This window comes from Nocardia sp. NPDC004718, from assembly GCF_053601535.1.
In genome coordinates, this window is record NZ_JBSGCA010000012.1 from 59,434 (window position 1) to 72,572 (window position 13,139).

A 13,139-nucleotide genomic window follows, 5' to 3' on the forward strand; every position below is an offset into this window, starting at 1 on the left:
CTGGACGGGTGGATTCGATCGGACAGGCAGTGTTGTCTCCCGCGCCCGCCGAGGGCACAGCACGCAGTTACGAGGTCCGCACCTTCGGTTGCCAGATGAACGTGCACGATTCCGAACGCTTGTCGGGTTTGCTGGAGGACGCGGGCTACGTGAAGGCCGCGCCCGGCGCGACGGCCGACCTCGTCGTCTTCAACACCTGTGCGGTGCGCGAGAACGCCGACAACAAGCTCTACGGCACGCTCGGGCACCTCGCGCCGATCAAGGCGGGCCACCCGGGCATGCAGATCGCCGTGGGTGGCTGCCTGGCGCAGAAGGACCGCGACGTCGTGGTGCGCAAGGCGCCGTGGGTGGATGTGGTCTTCGGCACCCACAACATCGGTTCGCTGCCGGTGCTGCTGGAGCGGGCGCGGCACAACAGGGAAGCCCAGGTGGAGATCCTGGAGTCGCTGGAGGCGTTCCCGTCCACCCTGCCCGCCAAGCGCGAATCCGCCTACGCGGGCTGGGTTTCCATCTCGGTCGGCTGCAACAACACCTGCACCTTCTGTATCGTGCCGTCGCTGCGCGGCAAGGAGGTCGACCGCCGCCCCGGTGACGTGCTCGCCGAGGTGCGGGCGCTGGTGGATCAGGGCGTGCTCGAGGTGACGCTGCTCGGCCAGAACGTGAACTCCTACGGCGCCTCGTTCGCCGACCCGGACGAACCACGCGACCGCGGCGCGTTCGCCAAGCTGCTGCGCGCGTGCGGGCACATCGACGGCTTGGAGCGGGTCCGGTTCACCTCGCCGCACCCGGCTGAGTTCACCGACGACGTGATCGAGGCCATGGCCGAGACCCCGAACATCTGCCCGCAGCTGCACATGCCGCTGCAGTCGGGTTCGGACCGGGTGCTCAAGGCGATGCGCCGCTCCTACCGCAAGGCGCGCTACCTGGGCATCATCGACAAGGTGCGCGCCGCGATGCCGCACGCCGCGATCACCACCGACATCATCGTCGGCTTCCCCGGCGAGACCGAGGAGGATTTCCAGGAGACCCTGGACGTGGTCCGGCAGGCGCGTTTCACCAGCGCGTTCACCTTCCAGTACTCCAAGCGGCCCGGTACGCCCGCCGCCGACATGCCCGATCAGCTGCCCAAGGCCGTGGTCCAGGAGCGCTACGACCGGCTCATCGCGTTGCAGGAGGAGATCTCCTTGGCAGCCAATCGAGAGCTGGTCGGCACCGAGGTGGAATTGCTGGTAGCCGAGGGCGCGGGCAAGAAGAACGCCGCCACCGCGCGCATGAGCGGCCGCGCCCGTGACGGCAGGCTGGTGCACTTCCGCCCGGGCGGTACGGCCGAGCCGATCCGCCCCGGCGATCTGATCACGGTGGACATCACCGCCGCGGCGCCGCACCACTTGGTCGCCGATGCCGCGATCAAGACCCACCGCCGTACCCGCGCCGGTGACGCGCACGAGCGCGGTGTCACCCCGAAGACCGCGCCGATCGGCGTCGGACTCGGACTGCCTCGCATCGGCGCACCCGCCCCGGAACCCGCGGCCGCGAGCTGCTCGACCGGCTGCGACGCATGACCACGAGCCCGCAGGACAACGACGACGCCACCCGTGGCGCCGATGGAGCTGTCCCCGCGTCCGGCGGCGACCAGCGCGGCGCGTCCGCGGCCGACCAGGGGCGCGAGCCCGCGAGCCCCGACGCAGACGAACGAAACGAGGATTCCGTGAGCTCGGTCGAGAGCACCGCCGATTTCGAACAGTTCCGCGACGATCTCGACGCGGTCGAGCGCAAGATCGCCGGTGAGATCGATCCCGGCGTCCGCGCGATGGTCGTGGCGGGCGCGGTGTTCCTGCTGCTGGCCTCGCTGGTGCTGCCGCACGCCGGCGCGGCACGCGGCTTCGATGTGCTGCTGAACACCGACGTGGCGCGGGCCGAGCACATCGGGCTGCCCTCGCGGATCTTCGTGTGGTTCGTCGTGGTGTTCGGCATCGGCTTCTCGATGCTGGCGCTGATGACCCGCCGCTGGGTGCTGGCTTGGATCGCGGTCGCGGGCAGTGCCGTGGCGGGCGTGTTCGGCGTGCTGTCCATCTGGCACCGCCAGACGCCCGGGCTCGGCAACTATGTCGGCGCGGGCCCCGGCATCGGCCTGATCCTCGGCGCGATCGTGACCGTCGTGCTCACTTTCCACTGGATCCGGGTGGTGTGGAGCCGTACCGCGCTGCACTTGGCCGCCGAGGAGCAGCGCCGCAACGCCGCCGCGGCGGCGGAGGAGCGCGACCGTCGTCGGCTCATGGGCGATTCCTGACCGGCTCTTTCCGCACGACAGCGGCCCGTCCCAGCCGGGAGGGGCCGCTGTTCGATTCGATCGGGCCGATATCTCAGCGGTTGCTGACGGCGCCCTCGGCGGCCTCGGCCCACTCTCGCCACTGCTTGGCCTGTTCCAGCGCCTTCTCCGCGTCGCGAGCCTTGCCCGCGGCCTGCGCCTTCGCGGCCTGCTCCTCGAACTGCGCCACGCGCTCGCGGAACTGGGCGGCGCGGGCCATCGCCTCGGGGTCGGTGCGCCGCCACTGCGCGTCGACGGCGTCGCGCACACGCTTCTCGATAGCCCGCAGCTTGCCTTCCAGTTCCTGCATGCGCTCGCGCGGAACCTTGCCGATGGCGTCCCACTTGTCCTGGAGTTCGCGCAGCGCGCCGCGGGCCGCTTCCAGGTCGGCGGACGGATCGATGTAGGCGTAGTCGTTCAGCAGTTCCTCTTTGGCGGCCGCGTTGTGCTCGAACTCGGCGTCGCGCTCGGAGACCGCGGCGTTGCGCGCGGCGAAGAAGACATCCTGTGCGCTCTTGAAGCGCCGCCACAGCGCCTCGTCGGCCTCGCGCGGCGCGCGACCGGCGGCTTTCCACTCGGTGAGCAGATCGCGGAAGATGCCCGCGGTGGCCACCCACTCTGTGGAGCCGGACAGTTCCTCGGCCTGCACGCACAGTTCTTCCTTGCGCGCCTTCGCGGCGGCGCGTTCGCGATCCAGCTCGGCGAAGTGCGCGCCGCGGCGGCGGTTGAACGCCTCACGCGCCTTGGAGTAGCGCTTCCACAGCGCGTCGTCGACCTTGCGGTCCACGCCCCGGATGGACTTCCACTCGTCGAGGATCTCGCGCAACCGATCGCCCGCGGCCTTCCACTGCGTGGACTCGGCGGCGATCTTCTCCGCCTCGGCGGCCAGCGCCTCCTTGCGTTCGGTGTGCTCGTGCCTGGCGCGTTCCTTCTCTTCCTTGGCGTGCGCGGCGGCCTCTTCGGAGTGCTCGGCGATGGCCTGCAGGCGCCGGGCCAGGCCTTCGATGTCGCCGATGACGGCGGCGGTCGGCAGCGACTCGGCCAGTGTGACGGCGGCGGCCTTGGTCTTGCGCGCGTCCGCGCCCGCGGCCAACCTGGCCTCCAGCAGCGCGACCTCGGTGGCCAGATCGTCGAACCGGCGGCCGAAGTGGGCCAGGCCCTCCGCGGCGTCACCGGCCTGCCACGAGCCGATCTGGCGTTCGCCTTCGGCCGTCTTCACCCAGGCGGTGCCGTCTTCGTCGACCCGGCCCCACAGGCTCGGATCGGAGACGGTGGGCACGACGACGGGATGGGGATGCTGCTGGGCCGGGCCCGGGGCGGGTTTGACCGCGTGCGGTTTGGGCGGTTGAATCGAGCGGCCCGGTTTCGGAGCACCGGAAGAACGGGGCATCTTGCCGGGGCCGGCTTTCGCGGTTCCGTTGCTGTCGGTCATTTTTCCTCGTCCCTGCCGCGCGTCACGGCTGCCTGGTTACGCCCTAGCTCATTCCATTCAACCCGGTCCGAGCCCTTGTGACCATCGATCCATGCCTTCCCACGGAGGAATCCCGCGGATTCCAACCCCTGATGACCTGGGTTGTAGCTCCTCGAACACTATCAATCCCGGCGGTATTTCCGGCAGAGACACTCGAAGCCGGGCGGTACCGGTGGTCCCCGCAACGACTACGGTTACGACGTGTTCTCCGTCGCCGCCCTCGTTCCGTCGCCGCCAGTGCTGGTCCCCGAGTTGTGCGGTGGTGCGGCGGACACGGCGGGAGCAGGGGATTCGGATCCGCGCGCGGTGCTGCGGTCGGCCGTGTTCGACACCGTGCGCGCCTTCGCGGCCCTGACAGACCACTGGACGGTGATCGGCGTCGATGCGGGTGACGACCGCACGTTCGGTCCGGAGACCGTCGGCACGTTCCGCGGCTTCGGCGTCGACGTGCGGGCCGGCCTCTCGAGTGCCGCGGTCGCCGGAGCGCGGCCGGCCGATGCCGGGTTGCCGCTGGCCGTACTGATCGGCGGGTGGTTACGCGGGCAGGTCGCCCCCGACGCGGTCGCCGAGGCGAGTGTCGTCGCCGCGGACGCGCCCGCGGAGCATTGCCGGGAGACCGGGACGAAGCTGCGTGCCGAGCTGGACAGCGACGGCGGGCCGCGCGGTGTGCTGGTCGTCGCCGACGGCGCGGCGACGCTGTCGGTCAAGGCGCCCGGTTACCTCGACGAACGGGCCCGTCCGGTGCAGGACCGGCTGGACGAAGCGCTGAGCACGGGTGATCGCGCCGCGTTGCGGGCACTCGACCCCGGACTGTGTGCCGAACTGGGCGTGACGGGCCGCCCGGCCTATCAGGTGCTGGCCGGGCTGTTCCGCGCCGATCCGCTGGTCGAGACGCGCTACCGCGACGCCCCGTTCGGAGTCGGCTACCACGTGAGCCTCTGGCGGCCCGCGGGAGACGACGCGCCGTGACGGATTCCGGCATCACTCCGATCGCGGTCGTCGGCCCCACCGCCACCGGCAAATCCGATCTGGCTCTCGACCTGGCCGAACAACTCGGCGGCGAGATCGTGAACATCGACGCCATGCAGCTGTACCGCGGCATGGACATCGGCACCGCGAAGCTGCCCGTCGCGCAGCGCCGGGGCATCCCGCACCACCAGCTCGACGTGCTCGACGTGACCGACACCGCGTCCGTGGCCGCGTATCAGGCGGCGGCGAGCGCGGACGTCGTCGCGATCATGGGGCGCGGCCGGGTGCCCGTGATCGTGGGCGGCTCGATGATGTACGTCCAGGCGCTGTTGGACCAATGGGAGTTCCCGGCCACCGATCCGGCCGTGCGGGCGCGCTGGGAGGCGGTGCTCGCCGAGCGGGGCGTCGCGGCCGTCCACGCGGCGCTGCGCGCGGCCGATCCGGTGGCCGCTGCCACCATCCTGCCCACCGATGGGCGCCGTATAGTGCGTGCGCTCGAGGTCGTGGAACTCACCGGACAGCCGTTCGCCGCCTCGGCGCCGACCATCGGGCAGCCGCGCTGGGGCACGGTCGTCATCGGCGTCGACCGCGAGACCGGGGCCCTGGACGCGCGCATCGAGCGGCGCACCGCCGCGATGTTCGAAGGCGGGCTGGTCGAGGAGGTACGCGGCCTGATCGAGTGCGGCCTGCGCGAGGGCGTCACGGCCCGGCGGGCCATCGGCTACGCACAAGTCCTCGCCTATTTGGACAACGAATACGACCTGAACCACGCTCAGGAACGCACCCTGATCGGCACGCGGCGCTACGTGCGCAGGCAACGCTCCTGGTTCCGGCGCGATCCCCGGGTGCGGTGGGTGGACGGCGCCGCCCCTGATCCGGCCGCGACGGCGCTGGCCCTGCTCGACGAGAAAGAACGGACTCCGCAGTGACCCGACGTGTGAGCACGCGCAACGCCTCCGTCCAGGTATGGCAGGCCTACCTCAACAACCGCACCAAGCGTCATCGCGACGGCCGTTTCCTGGTGCAGGGCGTGCGTCCGATCACACAGGCCATGGCCAACGACTGGCCGCTGGAGACGCTGCTGTACCGGCTCGGCGGCCCCGAGCTGTCCAGCTGGGCGCGCGAAGTGCTGGATACCAGCGGTGTGCCCCAGGTCGGCCTGGTGCCCGAGCTGATGGCCGAACTCGGCGAAAAGGCCGCCGGAATACCGGAACTGGTGGCGGTCGCGGAGTCGCGGCAGCCCGAACTGGAGGCCTTCGAGCCGGGTGAGCCGGGGGAGGACGCGCCGGTGGTCGTGGTGTTCGACCGGCCCAACTCGCCGGGCAACCTGGGCACGCTGATCCGCTCGGCCGACGCGTTCGGCGCCAGCGGCGTCATCGTCACCGGACATGGCGCCGACCAGTTCGACCCGCAGGCGGTGCGCGCCTCGACCGGTTCGCTGTTCGCCGTGCCGGTGATCCGCGCCGCCGGGCCCGCGCAGGTGCTGGAGTTCCGCAACCGGCAGATCCGCCGCGGCATTCCGACCCGCATCGTGGGCACCGACGAGCACGGCAGCCACGCCGTCTACGACTATGACTTCACCGACGCGACCATCCTCGTCATCGGCAACGAGACCAGCGGTATGAGCGCCGCGTGGGAGGCGGCCTGCGACGACATGGTGCACATCCCGATGGGTGGGACGGCCAGCTCGCTGGGGGCGCCCTCGGCGGCCGCGGTGGCGCTGTACGAAATATCCCGGCAGCGCCGGACGTTTGCCAAGTGACGACGAGACAGGGAGACATCGCACGTGCCGGATATCGAGTTCACCAAGGGCCACGGCACCCAGAACGATTTCGTGGTACTGCCCGACCCGCAGGCATGCCTCGCGCTGACGGCAGAGCAGGTCGGCGCGCTGTGTGATCGCAGGCGCGGGCTCGGCGCGGACGGCGTGCTGCGGGTCGCGCGGGCCGGTGCGTTGCAGGCCACCGGTGTGCTGGCGGCGCTTCCGGAGGACGTGGGCGCCGACGACTGGTTCATGGACTACCGCAACGCCGACGGCTCGATCGCGGAGATGTGCGGCAACGGCGTGCGCGTGTTCGCGCATTACCTGCACGCGGCGGGACTGGAGACCCGCGACAGCTTCGTCGTCGGCAGCCGCGCCGGGGCGCGCCCGGTCACCGTGCATGCCGGGAATTCGGTCACCGGGGACGTCACCGTCGGCATGGGCCGGGTGCGCGAACTCGGCCCGTCCACCGCGACCATCGCGGGCTGGGCGCTGCCCGGGATCGGCATCGATGTCGGCAATCCGCATCTGGCCTGCGTCGATCCGGGCATGTCCGTGGACGCGCTCGGCAAGCTCGACCTGACCGTGCCGCCCGGCTTCGATCCGGACCTGTTCCCACACGGGGTGAACGTCGAGATCGTCACGGCGCTGGACACCGAGAGGTCGGTCGACATGCGGGTCTACGAGCGCGGTGTGGGCGAAACCCGTTCCTGCGGAACGGGAACCGTCGCCGCCGCCGCCGCGGCGCTGGCCGCCGACGGCTTCCGGATCGGCGCCGACTCCGGTCAGGTGACGGTCCGGGTGCCCGGCGGCGAACTGACCGTCGGGCTCGAGCGCGGCTCGGCATGGCTGCGCGGGCCGTCGGTCCTGCTGGCCTCGGGTCGCCTCGCCGGGGACTGGTGGGACGGTCGATAGCGGCATCGCCCCCGATAACCGGGTGCGTGCTGCGGTGATGTCGTGGCAGCATGGAAGATGTATGAGGAAGTCAGAGACGTATGAATTCACTCCGGCGGACGCGAACGATCGCGCCGCCGATGCGGCCGACGACGCGGTGTCCGGCGAAGACGCGGTGACCGGCGACGTCGTCGCCGAGCACCGGGCGCGGATGCGGCGATCGGGTTGGTCGGCCGATCCGACCACCGGTGAACTGCAGTTGGAGGACCGCAGTTCGCTGCGCCGTGTGGCGGGCCTGTCCACCGAGCTCACCGACATCACCGAGGTCGAGTACCGGCAGCTGCGCCTGGAGCGCGTCGTGCTGGTCGGGGTCTGGACCACTGGGACCGCCACGCAGGCCGAGGCCAGCATGGCCGAGCTCGCCGCGCTCGCCGAGACCGCGGGCTCCGAGGTGCTCGAAGCGTTGATCCAGCGCCGCGACCGGCCGGATCCGGCCACCTACATCGGCTCCGGCAAGGCCGACGAGCTGCGCTCCGTGGTGCTGGAGACCGGCGCGGACACCGTCATCTGTGACGGTGAGCTGACCCCCGCTCAGCTGACCGCCCTGGAGAAGGTGGTCAAGGTCAAGGTGGTCGACCGGACCGCGTTGATTTTGGACATCTTCGCTCAGCACGCCACCTCCCGGGAGGGCAAGGCGCAGGTCTCGCTGGCCCAGATGGAGTACATGCTGCCCCGGCTGCGCGGCTGGGGTGAGTCGATGTCCCGGCAGGCCGGTGGCCGCGCCGGTAGCAACGGCGGCGTGGGTCTGCGCGGTCCCGGTGAGACCAAGATCGAGACCGATCGTCGTCGCATCCGTGAGCGCATGGCCAAACTGCGCCGGGAGATCCGCGAGATGAAGACCGCGCGCGACACCATGCGGTCGCGCCGCACGTCCAGTGGCATCCCGTCCGTCGCGATCGTCGGCTACACCAACGCGGGCAAGTCGAGCCTGATGAACAAGCTCACCGGCTCCGGTGTGCTGGTCCAGGACGCCCTGTTCGCCACCCTCGATCCGACCACCCGCCGGGCCGAGCTGGACGACGGGCGCGAGGTCGTCTTCACCGACACCGTCGGCTTCGTGCGGCACCTGCCGACCCAGCTGGTCGAGGCCTTCCGCTCCACCTTGGAGGAGGTGACCGGCGCCGACCTGCTGGTGCACGTGGTGGACGGCTCCGACGCGCTGCCCGCCGAGCAGATCAAGGCGGTCCGCGAGGTGATCACGGACGTGATCAAGGAATCCGGTACGCCCGCCCCGCCCGAACTGCTGGTGGTGAACAAGACCGACGCGATGGGGCCGACCGAGCTCACCAACCTGCGTGCGCTGCTGCCCGACGCATCGTTCGTGTCGGCGCGCAGCGGCCGCGGGATCGATGGGCTGCGCGAGCGGCTCGCCGAGCTGCTCGGGGACTTGGACGTGGAGATCAGCGTGCTGCTGCCGTACACGCGCGGTGACCTGCTCGCCCGCATCCACGCCGATGGCCGCATCCTCGGTTCGGATCACGAAGAGGGCGGAACCCGCGTCCGCGCGCGCGTCCCGCATGCTCTCGCCGCCGCCTTGTCGGAGTACGCGCACGCGGGCACAGCCGGTACGCGGGATTAGGTCGAGCATCTCATTTCCTGAGATGTGACTCTGTCTTTCCGCGCGCTGGCTCGCGGCGTATCCGTGCGCGGGGACCGCCTCTGAAGTGCGAGTTCGCGATGGGCTTGCCGGGACGGCGAACGAGCTGGTCGATCGACCGGATCAGGCGTGTCCGATGCGACGCGTACATCCGGTGCGACGCAGTCGATTTCGTTGCGCTATCGTCATCGAATCGACACCAGGAGGGTTCATGTCGGACGCCCGCTCCGATTCCCGCACCCGGCGCTCCGGCGCCGCGAACAGCGCCGATCCGGCGCTCAGCGACGGTGCGCCGCTGTCGGTTTCGCTGACCGGCACCGATCTGCGGGTGATCGACACCCTGCTCGCGCCGCTGCGCGCGTGGACCAGCCCGCGCTTCTACGGCTTGGAGAACATTCCGGCCGACGGCCCGGTGCTGCTGGTCGGTAACCACAACCTGCTGGGCGGCATCGACGCCCCCATGCTGCTGCCCGAGGTGCTGCGCCGCCGCGGCCGCTTGATCCGCGGTCTCGCCGAGAACGTGCTGATCAACGTTCCCGGTGTCCGGCACCTGCTGCACCACTACGGCGCGGTGCGCGGCACTCGGTCCAACTGCCTGGCCCTGCTCCGGCGCGGCGAGGCCGTGATGGTGTTCCCTGGCGGTGGCCGGGAGGCGGTCCGCCGCAAGAACGAGAAGTACCTGCTGAAGTGGGAGGGGCGCAGCGGTTTCGCGCGCATGGCGATCGAGGCGGGCGCGCCCATCGTCCCGGTCGCGATGATCGGCGTCGACGACGCCTACGACATCCTGGTCGACGGCGACCATCCGATCCTGCGTCCCCTGCGCTGGACCGTGGAAGCGCTCGGGCTCAGCCGCGACCTCACCCCGCCACTCATCCGCGGCGTCGGTCCCACCGTCATCCCGCGTCCGGAGCGCTTCTATTTCTCCGCGGGCGCCCCCATCGACCCGGCGCCCTGGCGCAACGCGGGCGACATGCATGCCGCCGCCACGGAATTCCGGGACGTGGTGCGCAAAGCGCTGGAGGAGGAGATGAACTTCCTCTTCGCCGAACGGGCGCGCGACGAAGGGCGCACTTTGGTGGGCCGCTTGCGGGGCTGGCTGACGCGCTGAGGGCTCCGGCGCTCGTCGCGAGGGGCGATTTCCGATAGCGGCGGCCTGCGAACGGCTGGAGCGGTGCGCGTAGCGCCGGTTGCTGCCGTCGGTGAGTGGGGCTCGATCGTTTCCGCGCTCGGTCGACGCCTTCCACCGCATGGGTCTGGCCGGACGCATCGCTGTAGCGTCGGCGCTCGGGCGACGATCCTGCGCCAGGCGGAGTGGCGCAACTCCGGCGGATCGAGACGTAGGGCAGATCGGTGACGGCGAATTCTGGCCTCCGGCGTGGGTAGGACATACCGGGGATCCGGCCGACGGTCATGTCCGCGAGCGGCGTCACGCGCCTGTCGGTGTTGTTCTTCGCTTGTCTGTGGCCGACCCGATCGTCATCATCGATCGACGACTGGCGAGCGCGCCGATCGGGTATCGAGCCCGGGCGGCTGCCTGCTCGAAGGCCGCCGGAAATGCCCGCCGCCGACGGCCCGGCCGATTGTCCGACCCGCGAATCGTAGGTCTTCGTCAGCTATGCCCGCCGGTGGTCGCTCCGGATCGCCTCCAGCCGTCGATCGTTTGCCGGGAATCTCGTCCGCTGATCTCGACCCGATCCGCCGCTCCTGGTGAGACCATGGTTCCGGCCCCAGAAGTGAACAGGGATTCTCGCTCCGGGTACGGTATGGGGCAACGACTGGTCGGTGTGGACCGGCCGGTGTGGTCACTAGGAGGTTGGCGTGGAACGCACACTGTTCGAACCCGAGCACGAACTGTTCCGGGAGTCGTTCCGCAAGTTTCTCGATCAGCACGTCGCGCCCAATCACGCGAAGTGGGAGGAGCAGGGCATCGTCGACCGGGCGGTCTGGCTCGAGGCGGGCAAGCAGGGCTTCCTCGGCATGGCCATGCCGGAGCAGTACGGCGGCGGCGGGGTGCAGGACTTCCGCTACAACGCCATCGTCTCGGAGGAGTCGGTGCGCGGCCAGTACTCCGGCCTCGGCTTCTCGCTGCACAACGATGTGATCGCGCCATATCTGCTCGAGCTGGCCAACGAGGAGCAGAAACAGCGCTGGTTGCCCGGCTTCTGCGCGGGCGAGATCATCACCGCGATCGCGATGACCGAACCGGGTACCGGTTCGGATCTGCAGGGCATCAAGACCCGCGCGGTGCGGGACGGGGACGACTGGATCCTCAACGGCGCCAAGACCTTCATCACCAACGGCATCAACTCCGACATCGTGATCGTGGTGGCGCAGACCGACCCCGAGAAGGGGGCCATGGGCTTCAGCCTGTTCGTGGTCGAGCGCGGCATGCCCGGCTTCGAGCGCGGCCGCAACCTGGACAAGCTCGGCCTCAAGGCCCAGGACACCGCCGAGCTGAGCTTCACCGACGTGCGCGTGCCCGGCAAGAACCTGCTCGGCACCGAGGGGATGGGCTTCATCCACCTCATGCACAACCTGCCCCAGGAACGCCTGTCGATCGCCGTCATGGCCGCGGCGGCGATGGAGTCCTGCCTGGACATGACCGTGCAGTACGTCCGCGACCGCAAGGCGTTCGGCAAGCCGATCGGCGCGCTGCAGAACACCCGCTTCGTGCTCGCCGAACTGGCCACCAAGACCACCGCGGTGCGGCTGATGGTCGACAAGTTCATCGAGCTGCTCAACGAGGGCAAGCTGACCGCGGAGGACGCGGCGATGGCGAAGTGGTGGAGCACCGAGGAGCAGCTCGACCTGATCAACCGCTGCCTGCAGCTGCACGGCGGATACGGCTACATGAAGGAATACCCGATCGCCAAGGCCTACATGGACGCCCGCATCCAGACGATCTATGGCGGCACCACCGAGATCATGAAAGAGATCATCGGACGCAGCCTGAAGCTGTCCTGATCGCACGAATTCCGGCTCGGGCCGACGGCTGCCGTCGGCCCGGGTTGCGGCACAATCGCCTTCCGAGGTGATGGCGAACTCGCCGTTCGCCGGTCGCCGGAGTGGAGGAGATGCGATGCCGAGTCTGGCCAACCGGGTGGTGCGCGGGTACCTGAAGGCGACGCGGGCCAATCGCGTGTTCATCGATGCCGAGGCCGCGCGCAAGCGGGTTCTCGATCGGAGCGTGCGGCCGCGCAACTACGCCCCGCCGCGCCGGCTGCGCGCGGATGTGACGATAGCGGTGGAGCGTCGCGGCGGCTGGCCGGTCTACACCCTCACTCCGCGCGGACGCCCGCCCCGGGGGAATGTCGTGTACGCGCACGGCGGCGGGTGGGTGCACGAGATCGCGCCGCAGCACTGGGCGCTCTGTGCCGCGATCGCCACGGAAGCCGGTGCCGCCGTGACGATTCCGATCTATCCACTGATTCCGTTCGGGACGACCGGACAGGTCGTCGCCGGCTTCGTGGAGCTGGTGCTCGCCAATCGGAAAACCTATGGAAATGTCTGCCTCGCAGGGGATTCCGCCGGTGGGCAGATCGCGCTGTCGTCCGCCGTGGTGCTACGCGACGACCATGACGTGCGGCTGCCCGGCACCGTGCTGATCGCGCCCGCGCTCGATCTCTCGCTGACCAACCCGGAGATCGCCGTCGTGCAGCCGCGTGACCCGTGGCTGGGCGTCGCGGGCTCGCGGGTGTTCATCGAGCACTGGCGGGGCGATCTCGAACTCGGCGACCCGCGCGTCAGTCCCCTGGCTGCCGATCCGCGCGGGCTCGGCCCGCTGACGGTCTTCTGCGGCACCGACGACATCCTGCACCCGGACACCCGGCTGTTGGTCGACGCGGCTCGCGGCGCGGGGGTCGTGGTGGACTACCACGAGGCACCCGGCCTGCCACATGTCTATCCGCTGACCCCGACCCCGGAAGGGCGTGCCGCGCGTCGGGTCGTCATCGAAAGTCTGCGTAGCGCGCTCGCCGGTTGAGCGACAGTTCGGTGCCGGACGAATCGTGCAATCGAGCCGGATATGCGCGCAAGCCCGGGATGACGGCGGCAGGACCTCGCCGCCGATCAGCACTCC

At 70.1% G+C, this 13,139-nt stretch carries 11 protein-coding genes; 10 read left to right on the top strand and 1 reads right to left on the bottom strand.

Annotation, left to right across the window (positions count from 1 at the left end; all coding sequences use genetic code 11):
• The first annotated feature begins 8 nt into the window (after positions 1–8).
• Positions 9–1,562, top strand: a complete 1,554-nt coding sequence (gene miaB / locus ACWEH3_RS11645; protein ID WP_356961491.1) for a tRNA (N6-isopentenyl adenosine(37)-C2)-methylthiotransferase MiaB — start codon at positions 9–11, stop codon at positions 1,560–1,562.
• Complete coding sequence (locus ACWEH3_RS11650; RefSeq protein WP_450016567.1) at positions 1,559–2,290, top strand: Rv2732c family membrane protein; 732 nt, start codon at positions 1,559–1,561, stop codon at positions 2,288–2,290. Before miaB ends, ACWEH3_RS11650 begins: the two co-directional genes overlap by 4 nt.
• A gap of 73 nt (positions 2,291–2,363) precedes the next feature.
• On the opposite strand, the gene ACWEH3_RS11655 is transcribed toward ACWEH3_RS11650, so the two are convergent.
• Complete coding sequence (locus ACWEH3_RS11655; protein ID WP_450016569.1) at positions 2,364–3,740, bottom strand: DUF349 domain-containing protein; 1,377 nt, start codon at positions 3,738–3,740, stop codon at positions 2,364–2,366.
• Positions 3,741–3,980: 240 nt separating this feature from the next.
• Here ACWEH3_RS11655 and ACWEH3_RS11660 point away from each other — a divergent pair, with 240 nt between their 5' ends.
• The 8 genes from ACWEH3_RS11660 to ACWEH3_RS11695 all read left to right on the top strand — a co-directional run bounded on the left by ACWEH3_RS11660 (position 3,981) and on the right by ACWEH3_RS11695 (position 13,043).
• On the top strand, positions 3,981–4,748 hold the full coding sequence (locus ACWEH3_RS11660; protein WP_450016571.1) for a hypothetical protein: 768 nt from the start codon (positions 3,981–3,983) through the stop codon (positions 4,746–4,748).
• On the top strand, positions 4,745–5,677 hold the full coding sequence (gene miaA, locus ACWEH3_RS11665; protein ID WP_450016573.1) for a tRNA (adenosine(37)-N6)-dimethylallyltransferase MiaA: 933 nt from the start codon (positions 4,745–4,747) through the stop codon (positions 5,675–5,677). Before ACWEH3_RS11660 ends, miaA begins: the two co-directional genes overlap by 4 nt.
• Positions 5,674–6,510: a TrmH family RNA methyltransferase gene (locus tag ACWEH3_RS11670; RefSeq protein WP_450016575.1), complete on the top strand. Its 837-nt coding sequence runs from the start codon at positions 5,674–5,676 to the stop codon at positions 6,508–6,510. The genes miaA and ACWEH3_RS11670 overlap by 4 nt, the downstream gene beginning before the upstream one ends.
• A 33-nt stretch (positions 6,511–6,543) precedes the next feature.
• Entirely contained in the window at positions 6,544–7,425 is an 882-nt protein-coding gene (gene dapF, locus ACWEH3_RS11675) for a diaminopimelate epimerase (RefSeq protein WP_450016731.1), read from the top strand.
• A 190-nt stretch (positions 7,426–7,615) separates the two neighbouring features.
• Entirely contained in the window at positions 7,616–9,043 is a 1,428-nt protein-coding gene (hflX, locus tag ACWEH3_RS11680; protein WP_450016733.1) for a GTPase HflX, read from the top strand.
• 229 nt (positions 9,044–9,272) lie between these two features.
• Complete coding sequence (locus ACWEH3_RS11685) at positions 9,273–10,169, top strand: lysophospholipid acyltransferase family protein (protein WP_450016577.1); 897 nt, start codon at positions 9,273–9,275, stop codon at positions 10,167–10,169.
• Between the two features lie 710 nt (positions 10,170–10,879).
• Complete coding sequence (locus ACWEH3_RS11690; protein WP_450016579.1) at positions 10,880–12,025, top strand: acyl-CoA dehydrogenase family protein; 1,146 nt, start codon at positions 10,880–10,882, stop codon at positions 12,023–12,025.
• A 115-nt stretch (positions 12,026–12,140) separates the two neighbouring features.
• Positions 12,141–13,043 (top strand): alpha/beta hydrolase fold domain-containing protein, encoded by a 903-nt coding sequence (locus tag ACWEH3_RS11695; protein ID WP_450016581.1) that lies wholly within the window; start codon positions 12,141–12,143, stop codon positions 13,041–13,043.
• Positions 13,044–13,139 lie beyond the last annotated feature (96 nt).

What these genes read in the sequence shown, in the direction of transcription:
- ACWEH3_RS11650 (WP_450016567.1), top strand. Translation starts at nt 1,559, where the DNA reads ATGACCACGAGCCCGCAGGACAACGACGACGCCACCCGTGGCGCCGAT.
- ACWEH3_RS11655 (WP_450016569.1), bottom strand. Translation starts at nt 3,740, where the DNA reads ATGACCGACAGCAACGGAACCGCGAAAGCCGGCCCCGGCAAGATGCCC.
- hflX (WP_450016733.1), top strand. Translation starts at nt 7,616, where the DNA reads ATGCGGCGATCGGGTTGGTCGGCCGATCCGACCACCGGTGAACTGCAG.
- ACWEH3_RS11685 (WP_450016577.1), top strand. Translation starts at nt 9,273, where the DNA reads ATGTCGGACGCCCGCTCCGATTCCCGCACCCGGCGCTCCGGCGCCGCG.
- ACWEH3_RS11695 (WP_450016581.1), top strand. Translation starts at nt 12,141, where the DNA reads ATGCCGAGTCTGGCCAACCGGGTGGTGCGCGGGTACCTGAAGGCGACG.